The organism is Allobosea sp. 117 (assembly GCF_000702305.1).
Lineage (GTDB): Bacteria > Pseudomonadota > Alphaproteobacteria > Rhizobiales > Xanthobacteraceae > Ancylobacter.
Genome location: NZ_JNLC01000016.1, coordinates 237,225 through 259,974 on the forward strand (window position 1 = coordinate 237,225; position 22,750 = coordinate 259,974).

General features: G+C 68.5%; 19 protein-coding genes. 12 read left to right on the top strand and 7 right to left on the bottom strand.

Translation table 11 applies throughout. The annotated features are described in order from the left end of the window. Positions 1-622: 622 nt before the first annotated feature. Positions 623-3,331: an Rne/Rng family ribonuclease gene (locus U742_RS0117830; protein WP_029355461.1), complete on the top strand. Its 2,709-nt coding sequence runs from the start codon at positions 623-625 to the stop codon at positions 3,329-3,331. A 440-nt stretch (positions 3,332-3,771) separates the two neighbouring features. Here U742_RS0117830 and U742_RS0117835 read toward each other — a convergent pair whose 3' ends face one another. Beyond that, positions 3,772-4,953 (bottom strand): pyridoxal phosphate-dependent aminotransferase, encoded by a 1,182-nt coding sequence (locus U742_RS0117835; protein ID WP_029355463.1) that lies wholly within the window; start codon positions 4,951-4,953, stop codon positions 3,772-3,774. Between the two features lie 257 nt (positions 4,954-5,210). On the opposite strand from U742_RS0117835, the gene U742_RS0117840 reads away from it, so the two are divergent. The 6 genes from U742_RS0117840 to aat all read left to right on the top strand — a co-directional run bounded on the left by U742_RS0117840 (position 5,211) and on the right by aat (position 10,568). Then, positions 5,211-6,572 (top strand): M48 family metalloprotease, encoded by a 1,362-nt coding sequence (locus U742_RS0117840; RefSeq protein ID WP_248310411.1) that lies wholly within the window; start codon positions 5,211-5,213, stop codon positions 6,570-6,572. A gap of 43 nt (positions 6,573-6,615) precedes the next feature. Beyond that, positions 6,616-7,380: a DsbA family protein gene (locus U742_RS0117845; protein WP_029355467.1), complete on the top strand. Its 765-nt coding sequence runs from the start codon at positions 6,616-6,618 to the stop codon at positions 7,378-7,380. Between the two features lie 122 nt (positions 7,381-7,502). Further along, positions 7,503-7,940: a type II 3-dehydroquinate dehydratase gene (aroQ, locus tag U742_RS0117850; RefSeq protein ID WP_029355469.1), complete on the top strand. Its 438-nt coding sequence runs from the start codon at positions 7,503-7,505 to the stop codon at positions 7,938-7,940. A 32-nt stretch (positions 7,941-7,972) separates the two neighbouring features. Beyond that, entirely contained in the window at positions 7,973-8,458 is a 486-nt protein-coding gene (accB, locus tag U742_RS0117855; protein ID WP_038362033.1) for an acetyl-CoA carboxylase biotin carboxyl carrier protein, read from the top strand. An 8-nt stretch (positions 8,459-8,466) separates the two neighbouring features. Next, positions 8,467-9,819, top strand: coding sequence for an acetyl-CoA carboxylase biotin carboxylase subunit (gene accC, locus U742_RS0117860; RefSeq protein ID WP_029355473.1), 1,353 nt, complete (start codon positions 8,467-8,469; stop codon positions 9,817-9,819). Positions 9,820-9,890: 71 nt separating this feature from the next. Further along, positions 9,891-10,568: a leucyl/phenylalanyl-tRNA--protein transferase gene (gene aat, locus U742_RS0117865; protein WP_029355474.1), complete on the top strand. Its 678-nt coding sequence runs from the start codon at positions 9,891-9,893 to the stop codon at positions 10,566-10,568. On the opposite strand, the gene U742_RS23790 is transcribed toward aat, so the two are convergent. The 3 genes from U742_RS23790 to U742_RS0117880 all read right to left on the bottom strand — a co-directional run bounded on the left by U742_RS23790 (position 10,499) and on the right by U742_RS0117880 (position 13,044). Then, the gene (locus U742_RS23790; protein WP_051661306.1) at positions 10,499-11,212 is read right to left on the bottom strand and encodes a DUF2155 domain-containing protein; all 714 of its coding nucleotides are present in this window, start codon (positions 11,210-11,212) and stop codon (positions 10,499-10,501) included. The two genes, aat and U742_RS23790, sit on opposite strands and share 70 nt — an antisense overlap. Before the next feature lie 142 nt (positions 11,213-11,354). Then, the gene (locus tag U742_RS0117875) at positions 11,355-11,768 is read right to left on the bottom strand and encodes an NADH:ubiquinone oxidoreductase subunit NDUFA12 (RefSeq protein WP_029355479.1); all 414 of its coding nucleotides are present in this window, start codon (positions 11,766-11,768) and stop codon (positions 11,355-11,357) included. Between the two features lie 82 nt (positions 11,769-11,850). Then, positions 11,851-13,044: an MFS transporter gene (locus U742_RS0117880; RefSeq protein ID WP_029355481.1), complete on the bottom strand. Its 1,194-nt coding sequence runs from the start codon at positions 13,042-13,044 to the stop codon at positions 11,851-11,853. A gap of 570 nt (positions 13,045-13,614) precedes the next feature. Between U742_RS0117880 and U742_RS0117885 the strand changes: the two genes are divergently transcribed. The 3 genes from U742_RS0117885 to U742_RS0117895 all read left to right on the top strand — a co-directional run bounded on the left by U742_RS0117885 (position 13,615) and on the right by U742_RS0117895 (position 18,494). Then, on the top strand, positions 13,615-17,334 hold the full coding sequence (locus tag U742_RS0117885) for a vitamin B12-dependent ribonucleotide reductase (RefSeq protein ID WP_029355483.1): 3,720 nt from the start codon (positions 13,615-13,617) through the stop codon (positions 17,332-17,334). Between the two features lie 174 nt (positions 17,335-17,508). Further along, positions 17,509-17,883 carry a GFA family protein gene (locus tag U742_RS0117890; RefSeq protein WP_029355485.1) on the top strand — a complete coding sequence of 125 codons (375 nt, stop codon included), beginning with the start codon at positions 17,509-17,511 and terminating at the stop codon, positions 17,881-17,883. An 80-nt stretch (positions 17,884-17,963) separates the two neighbouring features. After that, positions 17,964-18,494 carry a GNAT family N-acetyltransferase gene (locus U742_RS0117895; protein ID WP_029355487.1) on the top strand — a complete coding sequence of 177 codons (531 nt, stop codon included), beginning with the start codon at positions 17,964-17,966 and terminating at the stop codon, positions 18,492-18,494. Between the two features lie 34 nt (positions 18,495-18,528). Here U742_RS0117895 and U742_RS0117900 read toward each other — a convergent pair whose 3' ends face one another. After that, positions 18,529-19,293 (bottom strand): sulfite exporter TauE/SafE family protein, encoded by a 765-nt coding sequence (locus U742_RS0117900; RefSeq protein ID WP_029355489.1) that lies wholly within the window; start codon positions 19,291-19,293, stop codon positions 18,529-18,531. 360 nt (positions 19,294-19,653) lie between these two features. Between U742_RS0117900 and U742_RS0117905 the strand changes: the two genes are divergently transcribed. Together U742_RS0117905 and U742_RS0117910 are read left to right on the top strand one after the other, a co-directional pair. Next, entirely contained in the window at positions 19,654-20,388 is a 735-nt protein-coding gene (locus U742_RS0117905; RefSeq protein WP_051661307.1) for a GntR family transcriptional regulator, read from the top strand. 75 nt (positions 20,389-20,463) lie between these two features. Further along, positions 20,464-21,717 (top strand): Hsp70 family protein, encoded by a 1,254-nt coding sequence (locus U742_RS0117910; protein WP_029355493.1) that lies wholly within the window; start codon positions 20,464-20,466, stop codon positions 21,715-21,717. Between the two features lie 122 nt (positions 21,718-21,839). On the opposite strand, the gene U742_RS0117915 is transcribed toward U742_RS0117910, so the two are convergent. Continuing rightward, on the bottom strand, positions 21,840-22,055 hold the full coding sequence (locus U742_RS0117915; protein ID WP_029355496.1) for a cold-shock protein: 216 nt from the start codon (positions 22,053-22,055) through the stop codon (positions 21,840-21,842). Between the two features lie 319 nt (positions 22,056-22,374). Continuing rightward, positions 22,375-22,587: a cold-shock protein gene (locus tag U742_RS0117920; protein WP_029355498.1), complete on the bottom strand. Its 213-nt coding sequence runs from the start codon at positions 22,585-22,587 to the stop codon at positions 22,375-22,377. Positions 22,588-22,750: the final 163 nt, after the last annotated feature.

Here is a 22,750-nt window from a genome sequence, read left to right on the forward strand (position 1 = left end):
CCGGCCACCGCACGACGTTCCGGGCAGTGCACCGGCAGGCTGGATGCGCCGCGGGACATCGAGGCGCGACACGGCCGGCACGGCATCCTTGCCAAATCGACGCGCATGCCGCTATTAAGGGCATGCATTTGGTTCGCATTCCGGATCGCCCCTCGGTGTCCGGCTCTCGCGGTCCGGCGGCGCGGACCCAACCCAGCGATGGTTCAGGTCCGCTTCCCGTCACGACAGGTCCCGGCTTGGGAGCGTGACGGCGTGCAGCGCGGCCCATCTCAGGCGCCGTCTCCGGCCAGACCGTTCCGCCGACAGGACCGCCGAGGTCAGAGCGCGTATTGCCGCCACATGCCGAAGGCCGGATCCCACGCGATCGCGGCCACCATGTTCGGTCGAAGGACAGACGGCAGCAGGCAATGAGGCATTCGCCGGCACGTGCAGATCGAGGAAGGTACCGGGTTTCCCGGCCCGTCCGCGATGGCCGTGTGGCAGCAGCCTCGGATTTGAGCCTGCGCCCCGCTCGCGAGGCGCCCCGTTTCCCTCACCCGTTTTCAGCCACCGCTTATGGGCACCGCCCTTGCGACAGGGCGCCCCGCGCGCCGGCGCGGCCGTGCCCGCATATGAGAGTTCCATGGCCAACAAGATGCTTATCGACGCCACCCACCCGGAGGAGACCCGGGTCGTGGTGGTGCGCGGCAGCCGGGTCGAAGAGTTCGACTTCGAGGCCGCCAACCGCAAGCCGCTGCGCGGCAACATCTATCTCGCGAAGGTAACGCGCGTCGAGCCGTCGCTGCAGGCCGCCTTCGTCGAATATGGTGGCAATCGCCACGGCTTCCTCGCCTTCAGCGAAATCCATCCCGACTACTACCAGATCCCGGTCGCCGACCGGCAGGCGCTGCTTGCCGAGGAGGAGCGCCAGCAGCGCCGGGAAGCCGAGGAGGAGAACGAGGACAAGCCGAAGGGACGCAGCCGGCGCGGCCGCAACGCCAGCGCCAAGCGCACCGAGGGTGACGCTACGGTCTCCGAAGCCCCCGCTGAGGCATCGGCCGATCAGGCCGGCGAGGAGAGTGGCCAGGCCGATGCCGCCGAGGATACCGTCGCCGAGGCGCCGCGTCCCCGCCCCTCCCGCAAGCCGTCCTCCGACGATGAAGGCGGCGGGGTCGAGGAGGTCGCCGAGGAAGAGGTGGTCGAGCAGGTCGGCTCCGACGACGCGATGGAAGAGGTGCCGGAGCGCGCCGCGCCGCGCGGCCGCGCCCGCACCTACAAGATTCAGGAAGTGATCAAGCGCCGGCAGATCATGCTGGTGCAGGTCGTCAAGGAAGAGCGCGGCAACAAGGGCGCGGCGCTCACCACCTATCTCTCGCTCGCCGGCCGCTATTCGGTGCTGATGCCGAACACCGCCCGCGGCGGCGGCATCTCGCGCAAGATCACCTCGGCCGAGGACCGCAAGCGCCTGAAGGAGGTCGCCTCCGACCTCGAGGTGCCGGAGGGGATGGGCGTCATCCTGCGCACTGCCGGTGCCAACCGCACCAAGGCGGAGATCAAGCGCGACTTCGAATATCTGCTGCGGCTGTGGGAGAACGTGCGCGAGCTCACCCTCGCCTCGACCGCGCCCTCGCTGGTCTATGAGGAAGGCTCGCTGGTCAAGCGCTCGATCCGCGACCTCTACAATAAGGACATCGACGAGGTGCTTGTCGCCGGCGACGAGGGCTATCGCGAGGCCAAGGACTTCATGCGCATGCTCATGCCGAGCCATGCGAAGAACGTGAAACCCTACAAGGACCCGCAGCCGGTCTTCGCCCGCTTCGGCGTGGAGAGCCAGCTCGACGCGATGTTCTCGCCGGTGGTGCAGCTCAGGTCCGGCGGCTACATCGTCATCAACCCGACCGAGGCGCTGGTCTCGATCGACGTGAACTCGGGCCGCTCGACCCGCGAGCACAATATCGAGGACACCGCGCTCAAGACCAATCTGGAGGCCGCCGAGGAGGTGGCCCGCCAGCTTCGCCTGCGCGACCTCGCCGGGCTGATCGTCATCGATTTCATCGACATGGACGAGAAGCGCAACAACCGGGCGGTGGAGCGCAAGCTCAAGGACTGCCTGAAGAACGATCGCGCGCGCATCCAGCTCGGCCGCATCTCGCATTTCGGCCTGATGGAGATGAGCCGCCAGCGCATCCGCACCGGCGTGCTGGAGTCCTCCACCGAGGTCTGCCCGCATTGCGGCGGCACCGGCCATGTGCGCTCGTCCTCCTCCGTCGCGCTGCAACTGCTGCGCGCGGTCGAGGACATGCTGCTCAAGTCCAACACCCACGACCTTATCGTGCGCACTCGCGCCGAGAACGCGCTCTATGTGCTGAACCACAAGCGCGCGCATCTGCACGAGTTGGAGGAGCGCTTCGGCGTCGCCATCACCATCAGCGCCGACGCGACGCTCACCGGCCTCATCCCCTTCGCCATCGACAAGGGTGAGCCGGTCGCCAATCCGATCGCGGTGCCGCGTCAGCCGGTCGCCGTAGTCGAGGCGATCGAGGACGAGGTGGTCGAAGAAGAGACCGCCGAGGAGGAGGAAGACGAGGCCAAGCCCGAAGCCGTCTCCGAAGCCCGCACATCCACCCCGCGCGAGGGCGGCCAGCCGCGCAGCGAGGAAGGCGAAGGTGGTCGCCGCCGCCGTCGGCGTCGTCGGCGCCGTCGCGGTGGCGGCAATGGCGAGAACGGACATCGCGATCATCAGCAGGACGGGGTCGAGGCTGGCGCCGCCGAGGATGACGGCGAGGACGACATCTCCGAGACGGAGGCCGATGCCGAGACGACCGATATCGTCGTCGAGCAGGCCGAGGTGACCGCCGAGCCGGCCGCCCCGAGCGAGCCGGCTCCGGCCGAGGCGTCGGAAGCAGCCGAGGAACCCGCGGCCGAGGCGGCGCCCGAAACGCCGGCAAAGCGGACACGCGGGCGCCGCGGCGGTCGCCGCACCCGCGGCGAGACGGCGGAGGGCGAGACCGTCGCCGCCGAGGCTGCCCCGGCCGCCGAACCGGAAGCTCCCGCAACGCCGTCGGCCGCCGAGCCTGAACCCGTTGCCGAGACGCCGGCGCCGCGCCGGCGCCGCTCGACGGTGCGCGAGCGGGCTCCGGTTTCCGCCGCGAGCGAGGACGGCACGGTGGCGAGCGCGCCCGTGCCCGAGGCGCCCCAGCCGGAAGCGCTCCAGCCCGAGGTATCAGTCGAGAGCATGCCGGTTACGGAAACCTCGGCGCCGGCCGAACCGGCGGCGGCTCCCGCTGAGGCGGAGGCCGACAACCGGCCGCGCCGCACCGGCTGGTGGAACCGCAAGCTGTTCGGCGGCTAGGCTGACGCGCTGAAAGGGCGAGTCTATGCAGCGCCTTAGCGGGCAGCGCTGAGAAAGACAATCAATGATGAGCGGCGGGCTTCGGTCCGCCGTTCCTGTTTTGCAGGCCCGCCGCGGCGCCATGCCGGCAACGGCCGGGTCCGCCCCCCGGATCACGTCCGGAGACGGCCATGGCGTCTCCGATAGCCACCTGCAATGAGGCCATCGGCGCGCGGCGACTCGGGGGGCGAATGGCCATCCTTCGAGGCTCGGGCCCTGCCCGAGCGCCTCAGGATGACGTTCATTTGGCCAGAGAGGTTGGCTTGCCGCTCGGGCTCCCGGAGCCTTCACCACTGTTCGGCCGGACCATGAGCGCCGTCATCCTGAGGCGCCCGGCACAGCCGGGCCTCGAAGGATGAGCAACCGGGAACGCACATGGAGATATGCGCCGGTCCTGTCTCCTACCCGCGCCGCAGGAAATCGCCGATCCGCTCCACAGCCTCGTGCATCTCGGCGGCGGAGCCGGCGTAAGACAGGCGCAGGAAGCGGTGGCCGCGCACGGGATCGAAATCGACGCCGGGCGTCGTCGCCACCCCGGCCTCGTCGAGCAGCCGGCGGGCGAAAGCGGCGGAATCGTCGGTGAAGCGGCCGACATCCGCGTAGAGATAGAACGCCCCGTCGACCGGGAGGAATTCCGGCAGCCCGGCCTTGGGCAGCTCGCTGGTGAGGATGCGGCGGTTCTCCTCATAGCCGTGCTTGACCGCCTCCATCTCATCGGCGCCGTCGAATGCCGCCTCGGCGGCGATCTGCGAGAGCGTCGGCACCGAGATGACGAGGTTCTGCTGCAGGCGCTCGACGGCGCGCACGAGGCTCGGCGGCACCACCATCCAGCCGATGCGCCAGCCGGTCATGCAGAAATATTTCGAGAAGGAGTTGATGATCATCGCCTGCTCCGACAGCGCCGCCGCGGTCGCCGCCGGGAAGGCGTAGTCGAGGCCGTGATAGATCTCGTCGGAGATGAAGCGGATGCCGAGGTCCTGCGCGGCGGCGAACAGGCGGGCGAGCGCCTCGGGCGCCATCATGGTGCCGGTCGGATTGGCCGGGCTCGCCACCAGCACGCCCTTGAGCGGGGTGACGGCATGCGCTTCGGCGAGCGCCTCAGGGCTGATGGTCCAGCGCGAGGAAGCATCGGTATCGATCAGCACCGGCTCGCAGCCGAGCGCGGTGAGGACGTGCCGGTACGGCGGATAGCCGGGATTGGCAATGGCGACGCGGTCACCCGGCTCGAACATCGACAGGAAGGCCAGCACGAAGCCGCCCGAGGAACCCGTCGTCACCATTATGCGGGCGGGATCGACCTCGACGCCGTGGGCGTCGCGGTAGTGGCGGGCGATGCGGGCGCGCAGCGACGGCAGGCCCAGCGCCGTGGTGTAGCCGATGCGCCCCTCGTCCAGCGCGCGGCGGGCGGCCTCGCGGGCGCTGCGCGGCGCCGGCGCGGCTGGCTGGCCGACCTCCATGTGCACCACGCGCCCGCCGGCGGCCTCGATCTGTGCGGCGCGCTGCATCACGTCCATGACGATGAACGGGGCGACCTCGCTGCGGCGGGAGGGCGCCGGCACCAGGACGCCCTGCGCCGCCGCCATCCGCGTACGGCACAGCGCCGCCACCTCGGCCATGGGATTGGTCATGCGCCTTGCTCCGTGCTTCGCCCCAACGGTGCCGCATTCTGCGGCTCGTTTGCGGCTTGTGCTTCACCCTCGGATGCGCGATTGGTCGCCGCGCGCCCTCGATCCCGCGATGGATGATGCCTCTGCCACGACTTGACAACCCCCGCCCCCTCGCCGCGCGCGGCATCGGGCGGAGCATGTCCAGATATGCCGCGAGGTGTGCCGCGTGGTGCATGGCCTCGATCGGCGCGCTGGCGCTCGCCGTCCAGCCGGTCGCCGCGCAGCAGGCCAAGCGCACGCCGAACATCATCCGCGACGCCGAGATCGAGAACCTGCTGCGCGACTATATGCGCCCGATCTACCGGGTGGCGGGGCTGACGCAGCAGAACATCGAGGTGGTGCTGATCGGCGACAAGTCGTTCAACGCCTTCGTCGCGGACGGCAAGCGCATCTTCGTCAACATCGGCGCGCTGATGCAGTCGGAGACGCCGAACGAGATCATCGGCGTGCTGGCGCACGAGACCGGCCACATCGCCGGCGGGCACCTGGCGCGCATGCGCCAGCAGCTCGAATCCGCGCAAACCGCCGCGATCGTCGCCATGATCCTCGCCGCCGGCGGCGTGGCGGCGGGTGCGGCCGGCGGCGCCAATATGGGCGGCGCGGCGGCGGGTGCGGTGCTGGGGCCGCAGGAGGCCATCCGCCGCACGCTGCTCGCCTATCAGCGCGGCGAGGAGCAGGCCGCCGACCGGGCCGCCGTCACCTATCTGGCGGCGACCAAGCAGTCGCCGATGGGCATGATGAGGACCTTCGAGCGCTTCCAGAACGACCAGATCTTCATCAGCCAGCGCATCTCGCCCTATGTGCTGAGCCACCCGATGGCGCGCGAGCGCGTCGCCGCGCTCGAGGATCTGGTGGCGAAGAGCCCGTATAAGGACGCCAAGGATTCGCCGCAGCTTCAGGCCCGCCACGACATGATGCGGGCGAAGCTCTACGGCTTCTCCGAGCCGCCGGATTCGGTGGCGCGGCGCTATCCGCTCTCCAACATGTCGCTGCCGGCGCGCTATGCCCGCGCCATCTCGGCCTATCGCTACGGCTCGATCCCGGACGCCATACGCCAGATCGACGGGCTGATCGCCGAGCAGCCGGACAATCCCTATTTCTACGAGATCAAGGGCCAGGCTCTGCTGGAAGCCGGCCGTGCCCGCGAGGCGGTGCCGCCTCTGCGCCGCGCCGCGCAGCTCTCCAATGGCCATCCGCTGATCCGCATGCTGCTCGGCCAGGCGCTGGTCGCCGCTGGCGACAAGGCCTCGCTCGACGAGGCAATCCGCGAGCTGAACTTCAGCCTGCAGCGGGAGAACACCGCCCCAGCCGGCTGGCGCTACCTCGCCATGGCCTATGGCCAGAAGGGTGACATACCGAATGCCGACCTCGCCTCGGCGCAGGCGGCGTTCATGTCCGGCGACTTCCAGCTCGCGCGCGAGCTCGCCGGCCGCGCCCGGCTCAAATTCCCGCTTGGCTCGCCGGGCTGGCTGAAAGCTGACGACATCGTCAATTTCAAGCCACCCGCGCAGGCGATAAGAAAAAAGCCGCAGTAACCGAATCGGGGCGCGACCCCGCAGCCCCTGACCGGAGACGACGATGCCTTTCCTCCGCCTTTCCCGCCTCATCGGCGCGGGCCTGATCGCCTTCGGGCTCGGGACCGCCGTGCCGGCCATGGCGCTCGACGCCAGCCAGAAGAGCGAGTTCGAAGCGCTCATCCGCGACTATCTGATCCGCAACCCGGAGGTCATCCAGGAAGCCATCCTCGAGCTGCAGAAGCGCCAGGACGCCGCCGAGGCCGCCCAGCGCAAGCAGGCGATGGCCGGGCTCAAGCCGGCGATCTTCGATTCGCCGCGCGGCGTGGTGGTCGGCAACCCGAAGGGCGACGTCACGCTGGTCGAGTTCTTCGACTACAATTGCGGCTACTGCAAGCGCGCGCTCGGCGACCTCGTCGAGCTGGTGAAGGGCGACCCCAAGCTCAAGGTCATTCTCAAGGAATTCCCGGTACTTGGCCCGGGCTCGGTGGAGGCGGCGCAGGTCGCGGTGGCGGTGAAGCTGGTCGCGCCGGACAAGTATTTCGCCTTCCACCAGAAGCTGCTCGGCGACCGCGGCCAGGCCAACCGCGCCAAGGCGCTGGAGGCGGCGGGCGCAGTCGGCATCGACACCGCCAAGCTGGAAAAGGCGATGACCGACCCCGAAGTGCGCGCGACGCTCGAGGAGAACCTCAAGATCGCCGACACGCTCGGCATCAACGGCACGCCGAGCTACGTCATCGGCGACGACGTGCTGGTCGGAGCGGTCGGCCACGACAAGCTCGAAGGCGCCATCAAGTCGGTGCGGAGCTGCGGCAAGGCCGAGTGCTGAGCGCCGTCTGTGGGCGGCGGCCCGCGACAGCAATGACGGGGCTTGGCGCGGCGAGCGCCATTGCCTATAACCCCGCGGCCGCACCAGCAGCATGCCGGGCGGCCGCCGGTGTTTGAGGCACGATGGCCGATACCATTCACGTACTGAACGGACCGAATCTCAACCTGCTCGGAACCCGCGAGCCGGAGATCTACGGCCGTACCACGCTTGCCGACATCGAGCGCATGTGCCGCGAGACCGCCGCGGCGCACGGCATCGACATCGTCTTCCGGCAAACCAATTTCGAGGGCGAACTGGTCACGCAGCTTCAGGAGGCACGCGGCTCGCTCGGCGTCGTGCTGAATGCCGGCGCCTACACCCACACCTCGATCGCTCTTGCCGACGCCATCAAGGCGGCCGGCCTCAATGTCGTCGAAGTGCACCTGTCCAACGTCTTCGCGCGCGAAGCCTTCCGCCACCACTCCTTCCTTTCGCCGGTCGCCCGCGGGGTGATCTGCGGCTTCGGAGCCGAGGGCTACAGGCTCGCCATCGCGGCGCTCGCCGCAAGCCGCGCCAAATGAGAGGGGACGGGTCCAGCGACCGTCACGGGATCATGATGAAAACCACCAAGCCCGCCATCGACCCCGCGCTGGTGCGCGAGATCGCCGCTCTCCTATCCGAAAGCGACCTGACCGAGATCGAGGTACAGCACGAGGATCTGCGCATCCGCGTCGTGCGGGCCGCGCCGGTCTATGCCGCGCCGGCGACCATCGCGGTCCCGGCCGCTGCGCCTGCCGCGCTGCCGACCGCCGTACCGGCGGCGGCCACGGCCGCGGCCGAGAGCTCGGCCGACCTCGCCAAGCATCCCGGCGTCGTGCCCTCCCCGATGGTCGGCACCGCCTATCTCGCCCCCGAGCCGGGCGCCAAGAGCTTCATCGATGTCGGCGCGGTGGTGAAGGAAGGCCAGACGCTGCTCATCGTCGAAGCCATGAAGACGATGAACGCCATTCCCTCCCCGCGCGCCGGCAAGGTGACGCGCATCCTCGTCGAGAACGCGCAGCCGGTCGAATATGGCGAGCCGCTCGTGATCATCGAGTGAGGCCGGCGATGTTCGGCAAGATCCTGATCGCCAACCGCGGCGAGATCGCGCTGCGGATCCTGCGGGCCTGCAAGGAGCTCGGCATCGCCACCGTCGCGGTGCACTCCACCGCCGACGCCGAGGCCATGCATGTCAAGCTTGCCGACGAGAGCGTCTGCATCGGCCCGCCCCCCGGCCGCGACAGCTACCTGAACATCCCGGCGCTACTCGCCGCCTGCGAGATCACCGGCGCCGAGGCGGTGCATCCGGGCTACGGCTTCCTCGCCGAGAACGCCCGCTTTGCCGAGATCCTGATCGACCATGGCGTGACGTTCATCGGGCCGAAGCCCGAGCATATCCGCATCATGGGCGACAAGATCGAGGCGAAGAAGACCGCCAAGAAGCTTGGCATTCCCTGCGTCCCCGGCTCGGACGGCGGCATCACCTCCGACGAGGAGGCGATGAAGGTGGCCGACGAGATCGGCTTCCCGGTGCTGGTCAAGGCGGCGGCCGGCGGCGGCGGACGCGGCATGAAGGTCGCGCGCTCGGCCGAGGAGCTGTCGTCGGCGCTGTCGACCGCGCGCTCCGAAGCACGCTCGGCCTTCGGTGACGACGCGGTCTATCTCGAGAAATATCTCGGCACCCCCCGCCACATCGAGGTGCAGGTGCTCGGCGACGGGCACGGCAAGGCGATCCATCTCGGCGAGCGCGACTGCTCGCTGCAGCGCCGGCACCAGAAGGTGTGGGAGGAGGCCCCCTCCCCGGTCATCACGCCCGAGCAGCGCGCGACCATCGGCGAGACGGTGGCGGGCGCCATGCGTGACCTGAAGTATCGCGGCGCCGGCACGGTGGAGTTCCTTTACGAGCAGGGTCATTTCTACTTCATCGAGATGAACACCCGCATCCAGGTGGAGCATCCCGTCACCGAGGCGATCACCGGCGTCGATCTCATCGCCGAGCAGATCCGCATCGCCGCCGGCGAGCCGATGACGCTGACCCAGGACGATATCGTTCTGAAGGGCCACGCCATCGAGTGCCGCGTCAATGCCGAGCACCCTCTCACCTTCCGCCCCTCGCCCGGCAAGGTCACCAACTGGCACGTGCCCGGCGGCCTTGGCGTTCGGGTCGATTCGGCGGTCTATCAGGGCTATGCGATCCCGCCCTATTACGACAGCCTGGTCGGCAAGCTGATCGTGCGCGGCGAGACGCGGGAGGCGTGCCTGATGCGCCTGCGGCGCGCGCTCGACGAGTTCGTGGTCGAGGGCATCGAGACGACGCTGCCGCTGTTCCGCGAGCTCGCCCGCAATGACGATATCGTGCGCGGCGCCTACGACATCCACTGGCTCGAGCACTTCCTTGCCAATGGCGAGCCCGGGAGCTGAGCGCTCCCGCGCTTCGATCACGATCCAGCGCGCGACTTCACAGCGGGAATAGTCTCGGTCATGCTGAGGCCATGTCACGCCCCCGCGAGCATCAGGTCGAGATCACGCCCGAAGTGCTGCTGAAGGCGTATGCCTGCGGCATCTTCCCGATGGCCGAGAGCGCCGACGATCCCGGCCTCTACTGGATCGAGCCGGAGCGGCGCGGCGTCATCCCGCTCGCCGATTTCATGGTGTCGCGCCGGCTGGCGCGCACGGTGCGCTCCGACCGCTTCGAGATTCGCATCGACCATGATTTCGAGGCGGTGATCGACGGTTGCTCGGCGCCGGCGGAAGGCCGCGCCAAGACCTGGATCAACCCGCGCATCCGCAAGCTCTATTGCGACCTCTACGCGCGCGGCTTCTGCCATTCGGTCGAGGCCTGGGCGGACGGCGCGCTCGCCGGAGGGCTCTATGGCGTACGGCTCGGGCGCGCTTTCTTCGGGGAGAGCATGTTCCACCGGGAGCGCGACGCCTCGAAGGTGGCGCTGGTGCATCTGGTAGCGCGGCTGAGACGCGGCGGGTTCACCCTGCTCGACACGCAGTTCGTGACCGACCATCTGCGCAGCTTCGGGGCGATGGAGGTCTCGCGCCGCCAGTATCACCAGATGCTGACGCAGGCGCTGACCGGCGACGCGAATTTCTACTGCTGGCCGCCGGGCGAGGCGATCACCGGCGCGGACTGCTTGCAGTCGATCAGCCAGACGTCATAGATCGGATGCTCGACGCCGTGCAGGCCGGGGCTGGCAGCGAACATCCAGCCGCCGAACAGCGGCTTCACCTCGCCGTCGAGTTCCAGCTCCTGCACCTCAATGAAGCCGGTCGTGTTCTGCGTCTCGGTCGCCGGGCGCGTGTAGCAGGCGCGCGGGGTGATGCGCAGCGCGCCGAACTGCACCGTCTCGTTGATGGCGACGTCGAAGGTGATGATGCGTCCGGTGATCTTGTCGAGGCCGGAGAACACCGCCGTCTTGTTGGTCACCTTCTGCGAGGGAGGCTGCACCACCTCGATGTCGCCGCCCGGACCGACGCTCGCCTGACCCGGCACCTCGGGCGGCGCCGCCGTGGCGGAACCGGGCGCCGGCTGGCCCTGCTGCCCGGCCGGCGCGTTCTGGCGGGCCGGAGGCTGGCCGACGGGAGGCTGGCCGACGGGAGGCTCCATGATCGGCGGAACGCCGGGGCCGCCGGGCGTCGAATCGGGGTCCTGCACCATGCCGTCGGGCACCGCGGCCGGCGGCAGCGGCGCCGCTTCGACGCCGCCCTGCCAGCCCTGCTGCGCCATGGCGGGCGACAGACCGAGGCACAACGCCAGCGCGGCGAGCGCGGTCGGAATGGTCAGGAAACGATAGGCAGCAGGCATCAGGGCGCCTCGGAAAGCCGGCCTCGCGGAACGCGCCGCCGCTACGCTTAACACCGCGCCAATGCGGCGATGTCGGGGCGGCGCGCGCTCTTTACCACCGGGGAGCGCACGTCCGGGGAACCGGCACTCCAGGAAGCGGGGGTCACTCAGGCGTCCAGGCCTTGTAGTCGCCGGTGACGGCCGGACGATGGCCGAGGCCGAGGGTGGAGCCCGGCGGCCGATAGGCCGCGGGCGTGCCAGTCGGGTTCGGACGGTGCGGCTTCTGCCACGGGCGCGGCGTGTAGCTTTCCTCGCTCGGCGGCACGTCGGAGCGCTGATGCATCCAGGCATGCCAGCCGGGCGGGATGGCGCTCGCCTCGGCATAGCCGTTGAAGATCACCCAGCGGCGCTCGAAGCCGAGGGCCGGGTCGATCTTGCCGCCCTTGGTCCGGTAGTAGCGGTTGCCGAACTCGTCCTCGCCAACGAACTCCCCCTTCCGCCAGGTGTGGAAGCGGGTGCCCATGGTCTGGCCGTTCCACCAGGTGAAGCACTCGGTAAGGAAGGAGGAGAAATTCACGCGCGCGTCCTCGGCGGGTCGACAGGTCGAGCCGGAACATGCCACCCCACCCCCGCCCTGTCCAGCGTGCGGAAAGCCGCGCTCAGGCGGTTTTCGCGCGCAGTTCGGTGGCGAAATAGGCGAGCGCCGCGAGCAGCGTGCCGACCGCCGCCGCGCTCACCAGCGACCAGCCGCCATAGGCGTAGAGCGGGCTCGCCACCGCCGAGCCAACCGCGCCGCCGAAGAAGAAGGTGGCGATGTAGAGCGCGTTCAGCCGCGCGCGGATGTCGGAGGCCAGCATGAACAGCGCCCGCTGGCCGAACACCAGATTGGCGGTGACGGCGAGATCGAGCGCGATCGCCCCGGCGATGAGCGTGGCGAGCGAATCCGTCGCCGCCCCGATCGCGGTGACGAGAAAACCGAGAATGGCGAGCAGGAAGGCGCCGGCGGTGGCGCCGCGCGACCAGCCACGATCGGCGATCCAGCCGGCCACCGGCGAGATCACCACGCTTGCCGCTCCTGCCAGGGCGAAGAAGGCGATGCCCTGCTGGTCGAGGCCGAAGCGCGGGCCTTCGAGCAGCAGCGGCACGGCGGTCCAGAACAGGGTGAACACGCCGAACATCGCCGCCTGATAGGCGGCACGCCGGCGCAGCAGCGGGGTGCCGCGCAGCAGCGGCAGCAGCGAGCCGACCACCGAGCGGTAGCTGGCGGCGGTCGAGGGCCGGCGCGCCGGCAAGGCGAGCCGCAGCCCGACGGCCAGCGCCAGCATGAGCAGCGCCGCGAGGCCGAACACGGCGCGCCAGCCGAACCAGTGCGCGACCATGCTGGAGACGGGCCGGGCGAGCAGGATGCCGGTCATCAGGCCGCTGACCACGGTGCCGACCTTCTGCCCGCGATTCTCGGGCGGGGCGAGATGGGCGGCGAAGGGCACGGCTATCTGCGCCACCACCGAGCCGACACCGAAGATGAGCGCCGCGGCGAGGAAATAAGGCGCCGCCGTCGCGGTCGCGGCGAGCGTGAGCCCCGCCGTCGCGCAGATGAGGATGACGGCGATCAGCCCGCGATTCTCGACGATGTCGCCGAGCGGCACCAGCAGCAGCAGGCCCGCTATGTAGCCGAGCTGGCCGAGCGTCACGACGAAGCTTGCCAGCGAGGGCGCGAGATCGATGTCGGCCGCGATCAGCGAGATCAGCGGCTGCGCGTAATAAAGATTCGCCGCCCCCGCGCCGGCGGCGAAGGCGAGCAGGAAGAATGTGAGGCCGCTGGCGCGGCTCGCGGTGTCGGCACAGGCGCTCATGGGAAAATCGCGGGGATCGAGGATCGTTGCCGCTTTAGAACCTGCCGGTCCGGCCCCTGTCCACCCATACATGGGTATGGCTGATGCGCGTGTCGCATCCGGCCGCCGGCGCCCGATCCGGCTCAATCCCCATTGTCCACCGTTGTCCACTGCCAAGCAGCTCCCCTTGCGTCTGGACTCGGGGGGCGAATCCGCGCTCGATAGATGGCTGAAGGACTGGCGTTCCGGCCGATGCCACCCCATCTAGATTTAGCGATCTGTTCATCAGCTCCCACTAGAATTTGTGTCAGCTAGTTGACGGATGCCAGGGAGTCGGCCAGTTTGGAAAACGTCGGACGCGGTGTTCATTCGCGGGCGGCGATCTCCAGCACTGGATGAGTTTCCAACGGCGGTGGCGACACCGACGAACGGGCTTGGCTGTGCCGGAGGCTGGGAAAAGCGGAACCGGACGGCGTGTCATGCCGTTCAAATCCGCGGGATTGGCGGGGTGGCCTCGGACGGAGAATCCGGGCCTGACATGGGCGGCGACACCGGGGGCCGGGGTTCGCCTGCGATACGGGGACGAAGATCATGCGCATCGAGCGCCGTTACACGAAGGCCGGTCGTTCTCCCTATGCGGACATCGCGTTCCGCACGGCGACGAGCGAAATCCGCAACCCGGACGGCTCCATCGTCTTCCGGCTCGAAGGGATCGAGGTGCCGGAGCACTTCTCCCAGGTCGCCACCGACATTCTCGCCCAGAAGTATTTCCGCAAGGCGGGCGTGCCCGCGCGGCTTAAGAAAGTCGAAGAAGAGACCGTTCCCTCCTTCCTGTGGCGCGGCACGGCGGACGACAAGGCGCTCGCCGCCCTTGCCGAGAAGGAGCGCCTCATCGGCGAGATCGATGCCCGTCAGGTGTTCGACCGGCTCGCCGGCACCTGGACCTACTGGGGCTGGAAGGGTGGCTATTTCGACGCCGAGGAGGACGCACAGGCCTTCTATGACGAGCACCGCTACATGCTCGCCATGCAGATGGCTGCGCCGAACTCGCCGCAATGGTTCAACACCGGCCTGCACTGGGCCTATGGCATCGACGGCCCCGGCCAGGGCCATTTCTACGTCGACTACGTCACCGGCAAGCTGACCCGCTCGAAGTCGTCTTACGAGCATCCCCAGCCGCATGCCTGCTTCATCCAGTCGGTCGCCGACGACCTCGTGAACGAGGGCGGCATCATGGACCTGTGGGTGCGCGAGGCGCGCCTGTTCAAATACGGCTCGGGCACCGGCTCCAACTTCTCGGCGCTGCGCGGTGAGGGCGAGAAGCTTTCCGGCGGCGGGCGCTCCTCGGGCCTCATGTCCTTCCTGAAGATCGGCGACCGCGCCGCCGGCGCCATCAAGTCGGGCGGTACCACGCGCCGCGCCGCCAAGATGGTGGTGGTCGACGCCGACCACCCGGACATCGAGACCTATGTCGACTGGAAGGTGAAGGAGGAGCAGAAGGTCGCCGCCCTCGTCACCGGCTCGAAGATCATCGCCAAGCACATGAAGGCGGTGATGAAGGCCTGCGTGAACTGCGAGGGCGAAGGCGACGACTGCTTCGAGCCGGAGAAGAACCCGGCGCTGAAGCGCGAGATCCGCGCCGCCAAAAAGGCGCAGGTGCCGGAGAACTACATCCGCCGCGTCATCCAGTTCGCCAAGCAGGGCTATAAGGACATCGAGTTCCCGATCTACGACACCGACTGGGATTCGGAGGCCTATCTCACGGTCGCCGGCCAGAACTCGAACAATTCGGTGCGCGTCGACGACGCCTTCCTCAATGCCGTGCAGGCGGATGCCGACTGGCAGCTCACCGCCCGCATCACCGGCAAGGTGACGAAGACGCTCAAGGCTGCCGAGCTGTGGGAGAAGATCGGCCACGCCGCCTGGGCCTGCGCCGATCCCGGCATCCAGTTCCACACCACCATCAATGACTGGCACACCAGCCCGGCGGCAGGCCCGATCCGCGCCTCGAACCCGTGCTCGGAATACATGTTCCTCGACGACACGGCGTGCAATCTCGCGTCGCTGAACCTGCTGCAGTTCCGCGAGGCGGACGGCCGGTTCAATGTCGAGAGCTACGAGCATGCCTGCCGGCTGTGGACCGTGGTGCTCGAAATCTCGATCCTGATGGCGCAGTTCCCTTCCAAGGAGATCGCGCGCCTCTCCTACGAGTACCGCACGCTCGGCCTCGGCTACGCCAATATTGGCGGCCTCTTGATGACCTCGGGCATTCCCTACGACTCGCCGGAAGGCCGCGCCTATTGCGGCGCGCTGACCGCGATCATGACCGGCGTCTCCTATGCCACCTCGGCGGAGATGGCGAAGGAGCTCGGCCCCTTCCCCGGCTATGAGCCGAACGCGACGCACATGCTGCGGGTCATCCGCAACCACCGCCGCGCGGCCTATGGCGAGGCGACCGGCTACGAGGCGCTGAACACCAACCCGGTGCCGCTCGACCATGCCGCCTGCCCGCAGGCCGCGCTGGTCGACCATGCCAAGGCGGCGTGGGACAAAGCGCTGGCGCTGGGCGAGGCGCATGGCTACCGCAACGCGCAGACCACGCTGCTCGCGCCGACCGGCACGATCGGCCTCGTCATGGACTGCGATACCACCGGCATCGAGCCCGACTTCGCGCTGGTGAAGTTCAAGAAGCTGGCCGGCGGCGGCTACTTCAAGATCATCAACCGCGCCGTACCGGAGGCGCTGCGCACGCTCGGCTATTCGGAGAGCCAGATCGCCGAGATCGAGGCCTATGCGGTCGGCCACGGCTCGATCGCGCAGGCGCCGAGCATCAACCATTCGACGCTGCGCGCCCGCGGCTTCGACGACGCCGCGCTCGCCAAGATCGATGCCGGTGTGAAGAGCGCCTTCGACATCAAGTTCGTGTTCAACCGCTGGACTCTCGGCGACGAGACGCTGGCCAGGCTGGGCGTCCCCGCCGACAAGCTGGCCGATCCGGCCTTCGAGCTGCTGCCCTTCCTCGGCTTCTCAAAGAAGGACGTCGAGGCCGCGAACATCCATGTCTGCGGCGCCATGACGCTTGAGGGCGCGCCGTTCCTGAAGCTCGAGCACTATCCGGTGTTCGACTGCGCCAATCCCTGCGGGCGCATCGGCAAGCGCTTCCTCTCGGTGGAGAGCCACATCCGCATGATGGCGGCGGCGCAGCCCTTCCTCTCGGGCGCGATCTCCAAGACCATCAACATGCCGAACGAGGCGACCGTCGAGGACTGCAAGGCGGCCTATATCCTCTCCTGGCGGCTCGCACTGAAGGCCAACGCGCTCTACCGCGACGGCTCCAAGCTCTCGCAGCCGCTGAATTCCCAGCTCGTCTCGGACGACGAGGACGAGGAGGACGCGGTGGAGGCGCTGATCGCGCAGCCGGCGGCGGCGCGGGCGGCACAGATCTCGGAGAAGATCGTCGAGAAGATCGTGGAGCGTGTCGTCGCCATCCGCGAGCGCGAGAAGATGCCGGACCGCCGCAAGGGCTACACCCAGAAGGCGGTGGTCGGCGGCCACAAGGTCTATCTGCGCACCGGCGAATATGACGACGGGCGACTGGGCGAGATCTTCATCGACATGCACAAGGAGGGCGCGGCGCTACGCTCCCTCATCAACAACTTCGCCATCTCCATCTCGCTCGGCCTGCAATATGGCGTGCCGCTGGAGGAATATGTCGACGCCTTCACCTTCACCCGCTTCGAGCCGGCGGGCCCGGTGCAGGGCAACGACACCATCAAATACGCGACCTCGATCCTCGACTACATCTTCCGTGAGCTCGCGGTCTCCTATCTCGGCCGCAACGATCTCGGCCATGTCGAGCCGGCGGAGTCGCATTTCGACGCGCTCGGCAAGGGCGTGGACGAGGGCAAGCCCTCCCCGGCGGCGCAGGCCGCGGCGGCGCGCATGGTTTCGAAGGGGCTGACGCGCGGCAAGCCGGTAAACCTCGTAGTGCTGCCGGCGGCCGCCGGCGGCGAGCCGCGCTCGGCTTCAGCGTCCAACGTCACCGCGCTGCGCGGCGGCCTGACCCAGGGCGCGACCGCGCTGAAGCCCTCGGTCGAGGAGGACGAGGACGAGGATGTGGCGAGCACGGAGGCCCTGCCCTGGGGCGCGTCGGCCGCCCCGCCGCAGCCGACCAAGGCGGAGGCGAGAGCCATCGCCAAGGCCAAGGGTTATGAGGGCGAGGCCTGCCCCGAGTGCCAGAACTTCACGCTGGTACGCAACGGCACGTGCCTGAAGTGCGAGACCTGCGGAAGCACGACGGGGTGCTCGTGAGCGCCTCCCCGCGATGAGCTGAAAGGCTCGCCTTCGCAAAGCTCCTTGAAAGGCCGGATCGCGCGATCCGGCCTTTTTTCATTGGCTGCGACAGTCGGCGGTGGTCTGCTCGACATCCCAGGTCGCCTCGTCCACCCTGCCGGCCTTCCGCAGCCGCGCCGACTGGAGAACCGCATGTCCGAAGCTTCCGAAACCGCTCCTCGCCGCCTTTCCGGCGCTTGTCATTGCGGCGCGGTGCAGTTCGAGGCGAGCCTCGACCTGTCGAAGACGATCGCCTGCAACTGCTCCATCTGCTCGGCCAAGGGGCTGATCCTCGCCTTCACGCTCGAGACGGAATTCGAGCTGCGCTCCGGCGCGGACCAACTGCGCGAATACCTCTTCAACCGCCATGTCATCCGTCACAGCTTCTGCACCGTGTGCGGGGCCGAGACCTTCGCGCGGGCGACGGCGCCCGACGGCACGCCGATGGTGGCGGTGAATGTCCGCTCGCTGAAGAATGTCGAGGTCGCCGGCCTCTCCCCTGCCCCGTTCGACGGCCGCTCGATCTGACGGCGGGACTCGACTACCATCGGCCGGCGGACCGACCCGCCGCCGGAACGCACGACCACCCCTGCCCGCCCCGTGTGACTATGCCGATCATCCCCACGCTTGAGACGCCGCGCCTGCGCCTTCGACCCTACCGGCTCGACGAGTTCGACGCCTATGCGGCGATGTGGGCGGAGCCCTCGGTGGTCCGCTTCATCGGCGGCATGCCGCTCTCCCGCGAGGCGGCGTGGGTCCGGTTCCTGCGGCAGGTCGGGCTGTGGCACCATCTCGGCTTCGGGCTCTTCGCCATCGAGGACCGGGCTTCGGGCGCCTTTCTCGGCGAGGCCGGCTTCCACGACCTCAAGCGCACGCTGGCCCCCTCGATCGAGGGCACGATGGAGGCCGGATGGGCGCTCACCGGCTCCGCGCAAGGAAAGGGACTGGCCGAGGAAGCGATGCGCGCGGCCCTCGACTGGGCGGCACTCCACGGATCGGGATCGCGCATCACCTGCATGATCCAGCCCAACCATGCCGCCTCGCTGCACGTCGCGCGCAAGCTCGGTTTCGCGGTGTTCGCCGAGGGCCTCTATAACGGCAAGCCCATGGTGCTGCTGGAGCGTCCGCGCGTGATCTGACCGGAGCGAGCGCCGATTGGCCCTCCGTCCGGCCTCAGCCCGCCAGCGCCGACCAGATGAAGGAGATGCCGCTGAACGCCACCAGCGCCTCTATGATCGCCGTGTGCACATGCACGTGCAGGCGCCGGATGAGCCAGCGCGCGCCATAGGCGCCGGGGATCATGCACAGGCCGATCATCACGCCGGCGAGGAAAAGCTGCATGTCGAGCACGCCGAGGATGACGAACATGCCGACCTTGGCGAGGCTAGCGACGACGCCGATGAAGGCATCGGTGCCGACCAGCCCACCGCCGGTCAGCCCGAGCCCGAGCAGCAGAGGCAGCACGATGACCCCACCCGCCGGCAGCAGGCCGGTGACGGTCCCGAACAGGAAGGCGGTGCCGATGATCGCCGGCAAGCTCGGCGCGATCTTGCGGCGCGTCAGCACCCGGCGCAGCGGGATGGTGAGAATCAGGAACAGGCCCAGCACCAGCGCCAGCGGATCGCGCGGCATCAGGTCGTTCAGCCAGGTACCGAGCGCCACGCCCGGCAGCGCCGCCGCTAGCACCGTCAGCACGATACGGAAATTGATATCCTGCCGGTAGACGGCGACGCGCGAGAGATTGCCGAAGGTCATCGCCACCGCGATCACCGGCACCACCGCCTTGATGCCGACGATCGGCGCCAGGAAGGGCGACAGCAGCAGGCCGGAACCGAAGCTCGACACGCCTCCGATCACCGCCGCCACGAAGGCCACCCCGCCGACGAAGATGAACTGCCAGATGTCGAGGAGCGGCGGCGTCATGGTGGCGGGGATCATGTCGGCCGGCTCCTTTCATGCGTATCGGACGGAGCGGCCGGCATCGCGCCGGCAGGCGATTCTGGCCCCTGCTCCGCTGGTCGATCAGGCCGGCATAGGGTCGACAGCGCCGTGCCCGCGTGGCGCACATACACTAGAGTATTCGTGCGAGGTCAACACATTTCTGGCCGAGGTCAGTCGCGGAGGCGGCATGGCGGATAAAGCGATATTCCATCGCTATATCGCCCGTTTCTGCCATCGGATCTGGAAGCATGCGTGCCACCGCACTGCGCAGGACGACTTGAATACACCATAGTTATCGCTATGTTACGGCACGCATCGCGCCGAGTGCGCGGATGCCTCATCACGGATGCACACAGCATGGGCATGATCGCCGAGGACGGAGCGGATGGCCGTCCGCTCTATCAGCGGATGAAGGACGACCTCGTCCGCCGCATCCTCAGCGGCGAATGGCGCCCCGGCGAACTGGTGCCGAGCGAGGTGGCGCTCGCCGCCGCCTATGAGGTGAGCGTCGGCACGGCGCGCAAGGCGATCGACCAGTTGGCGCAGAGCGGCCTTGTCGACCGGCGGCGCGGGCGCGGCACCACCATCGCCACCAACCGCACGCCGGCCCGCCCCTTCCGCTTCCTGCGCTTCCGCACCGACGACGGCCGCCGCACCGACCAGAGCCTCTATCTCGAATGCACCTCCTCCCGCGCGACAGTGACGGAGGCGCGCCGGCTCGGCGTCAACCGCGGCACCGCGGTGGCGCGGGTGCTGCGCCGGCGCACCGCGCCGGGCGGAGGACCGGCGCTGCTGGAGCGCATCGTGCTGCGCGAGGACCTCTGTCCCGGCGCCGGGCGGCTGATCGCGCAGACCAGCCCGGTCAGCCTGTCGAGCTTCCTCGACCAGAATTTCCACATCCTCATTGTGCGGGTCGACGAGGAGATTCGCGCCGCCGTGGCCGATGCGGCGGATGCCGAGCATCTCGACGTCGCACTCGGCACGCCGGTGCTGGAGGTCGACCGTACGGCGCTCGACCTCGGCGGCAGGGTGATCGAGTTCCGCCGGGTTCACGCCGCGCCCGGTCTGCATTACGCCAACAGCCGAAGCTGAATCGCCCTCCGGCGCCATTGCGGCCACATTGCTGGTCCAAAGGCGCCGGCCCACCCGACCGGAGACGCCTTTCCCATGCTCGCCTGCGGCCTCGATTTCGGCACCTCCAACACGACGCTCGGCCTCGCCATGGCGAACGGGCCGCGCCTTGCCGCGCTCGAGGGCGACAAGGTCACGGTGCCGAGCGCGGTGTTCTATGGGCGCGACGGCGCCGCCGCGATCGGGCGTGCCGCCATGGGCCGCTATGCGGAAGGCGACGACGGGCGGCTCATGCGCTCGCTGAAAGCCGTGCTCGGTAGCCCGCTGATCGACGAGAAGACGCAGATCGGGCGCGCCGCCATCGGGTTCCGCGACGTGATCGGCGATTTCCTGGCTAAGGTGAAGGCGCGCTCGGAGATCGATGCCGGCCGTCCCATCGAGGCGGTGGTGCTCGGCCGGCCGGTGTTCTTCGTCGACAATGACGCGCGCGCCAACGACAAGGCGGAGGCAGTGCTGCGCGAGGTGGCGCACGGCATCGGCTTCGCCGAGGTGTCCTGCCAGTACGAGCCGATCGCCGCCGCCTTCGACTATGAGCAGCAGGTGAGCGGCGAGGAGATCGCGCTGATCGCCGACATCGGCGGCGGCACCTCGGATTTCTCGATCGTCCGGCTCTCCGCCGAGCGCCATCGGCACGCCGACCGCGCCGCCGACATCCTTGCCAATGACGGCGTGCGCATAGGCGGCACCGATTTCGACCGCCTGCTCAGCCTCGGCGAGCTGATGCCGCTGCTCGGCTATCGCAGTCCTATGAAGAAGCCCGGCCGCGACGTGCCGAGCGGCTATTTCCACGAGCTCGCCACCTGGTCGAGCATCAACCGGCTCTACAACAGCCGCACGCTGCGCGAGCTCCAGGAAGTGCGGCGCGAGGCGGCGCGGCCGAAGCTCGTCGATCGGCTGATCCGGGTGATCGCGGAGCAGCGCGGCCACACCCTCGCCATGCAGACGGAAGAGGCGAAGATCGCCCTCTCCTCCGCCGACAGCGTAAGAGTCGATCTCGGCTGGCTGGAGGCCGCGCTCACGACGGAGATCACCGTCGCGGGACTCGTCAGCCATACAGCGGAGCTGGCGCGGCGGATCGCGGCGCGCATCGACATCTGCCTGGAGCAGGCCGGGCTTGACATCGACGACATCGACGCCGTGTTCATGACCGGCGGCTCGACCCGCCTGCCCCATGTCTATCGGGCGATCGTCGCGGCGGCGCCGGGCGCGCGGGTGGTCGACGGCGACACTTTCGGGTCGGTCGGCACCGGCCTCGCCATCGAGGCCGGCCGGCGCTACGGCCACGGCTGATCCGCCCGGCAGGGATTCGAATGAAAAGGCCGCCGCCCCGGAAGGGACGACGGCCTGAAGATGGATGGGGCGGGTGCCCGCCCGATCTTATGCAACGCATGCGGGCCGAAACCCGCGCCGCCTCAGGCGGTGCGCAGGTTGACCGCGGAGGTCTTGCCCGAACGCTGGTCGGTCTGCAGCTCGAAGGAGATCTTCTCGCCATCGCGCAGGCCCTGCAGGCCCGAGCGCTGAACCGCGCTGATGTGAACGAACACGTCCTTGCCGCCGGAGTCCGGCTGGATGAAGCCGTAGCCCTTCTGGTCGTTGAACCACTTAACGGTGCCGGTCAGGGTAGACATAGTCTCAAGTCTCTCAGATTCAGGTTGCGCATTCCGGCCGGCCGCCGCCAAAGCCACCAGCCATCGGTCGATATTGGAAGAGAAGCTGAACGTGCGCCCGCATCATGCTGGCGAAACGCCCCAGTCGTCCGGCCAAAATCTGCGCAGAGACTAGACGGAATGGCGGGCGATGCAAGAGCACCCGCGTCCAATTCGTACGATTGCCAAAAGCGGGAAACCGCCATCACCGAAAGGCAATGGCGGCTCGCGGCTCATGGCAGAACCGGGAACGGTTCAAATGTCACGGGAGAGTATGCCGTAACGGCAGCTCCCGCCGGTCTCAGCCGACGCGCAGATTGACCGCAGACGTCTTGCCCGAGCGCTGGTCGGTCTGCAGCTCGAACGAGACCTTCTCGCCATCGCGCAGGCCGCGCAGGCCGGAACGCTCGACGGCGCTGATGTGGACGAACACGTCCTTACCGCCGCTGTCCGGCTGGATGAAGCCGTAGCCCTTCTGCTCGTTGAACCACTTGACGGTGCCGGTATCAGCCATAGGGAAACCTTCAGAGAGTGTTGCGCGACGAACGAGCTAACGCACAGCCGCCCGTTCTGTTCAGATCGAGTTTTGGAGAAGAATCAGATCGCACGTCCTGAAGGGTTCAGACGGAACGCCCAGTTGTTCGGCCAAAGTCGACGGCGCCACAGCTTGGACGAAA

What these genes read in the sequence shown, in the direction of transcription:
- U742_RS0117830 (WP_029355461.1), top strand. Translation starts at nt 623, where the DNA reads ATGGCCAACAAGATGCTTATCGACGCCACCCACCCGGAGGAGACCCGG.
- U742_RS0117835 (WP_029355463.1), bottom strand. Translation starts at nt 4,953, where the DNA reads ATGGCGGCGGCGCAGGGCGTCCTGGTGCCGGCGCCCTCCCGCCGCAGC.
- U742_RS0117840 (WP_248310411.1), top strand. Translation starts at nt 5,211, where the DNA reads ATGGCCTCGATCGGCGCGCTGGCGCTCGCCGTCCAGCCGGTCGCCGCG.
- U742_RS0117845 (WP_029355467.1), top strand. Translation starts at nt 6,616, where the DNA reads ATGCCTTTCCTCCGCCTTTCCCGCCTCATCGGCGCGGGCCTGATCGCC.
- aroQ (WP_029355469.1), top strand. Translation starts at nt 7,503, where the DNA reads ATGGCCGATACCATTCACGTACTGAACGGACCGAATCTCAACCTGCTC.
- accB (WP_038362033.1), top strand. Translation starts at nt 7,973, where the DNA reads ATGATGAAAACCACCAAGCCCGCCATCGACCCCGCGCTGGTGCGCGAG.
- accC (WP_029355473.1), top strand. Translation starts at nt 8,467, where the DNA reads ATGTTCGGCAAGATCCTGATCGCCAACCGCGGCGAGATCGCGCTGCGG.
- aat (WP_029355474.1), top strand. Translation starts at nt 9,891, where the DNA reads ATGTCACGCCCCCGCGAGCATCAGGTCGAGATCACGCCCGAAGTGCTG.
- U742_RS23790 (WP_051661306.1), bottom strand. Translation starts at nt 11,212, where the DNA reads ATGCCTGCTGCCTATCGTTTCCTGACCATTCCGACCGCGCTCGCCGCG.
- U742_RS0117880 (WP_029355481.1), bottom strand. Translation starts at nt 13,044, where the DNA reads ATGAGCGCCTGTGCCGACACCGCGAGCCGCGCCAGCGGCCTCACATTC.
- U742_RS0117885 (WP_029355483.1), top strand. Translation starts at nt 13,615, where the DNA reads ATGCGCATCGAGCGCCGTTACACGAAGGCCGGTCGTTCTCCCTATGCG.
- U742_RS0117890 (WP_029355485.1), top strand. Translation starts at nt 17,509, where the DNA reads ATGTCCGAAGCTTCCGAAACCGCTCCTCGCCGCCTTTCCGGCGCTTGT.
- U742_RS0117895 (WP_029355487.1), top strand. Translation starts at nt 17,964, where the DNA reads ATGCCGATCATCCCCACGCTTGAGACGCCGCGCCTGCGCCTTCGACCC.
- U742_RS0117900 (WP_029355489.1), bottom strand. Translation starts at nt 19,293, where the DNA reads ATGATCCCCGCCACCATGACGCCGCCGCTCCTCGACATCTGGCAGTTC.
- U742_RS0117905 (WP_051661307.1), top strand. Translation starts at nt 19,654, where the DNA reads ATGGGCATGATCGCCGAGGACGGAGCGGATGGCCGTCCGCTCTATCAG.
- U742_RS0117910 (WP_029355493.1), top strand. Translation starts at nt 20,464, where the DNA reads ATGCTCGCCTGCGGCCTCGATTTCGGCACCTCCAACACGACGCTCGGC.
- U742_RS0117915 (WP_029355496.1), bottom strand. Translation starts at nt 22,055, where the DNA reads ATGTCTACCCTGACCGGCACCGTTAAGTGGTTCAACGACCAGAAGGGC.
- U742_RS0117920 (WP_029355498.1), bottom strand. Translation starts at nt 22,587, where the DNA reads ATGGCTGATACCGGCACCGTCAAGTGGTTCAACGAGCAGAAGGGCTAC.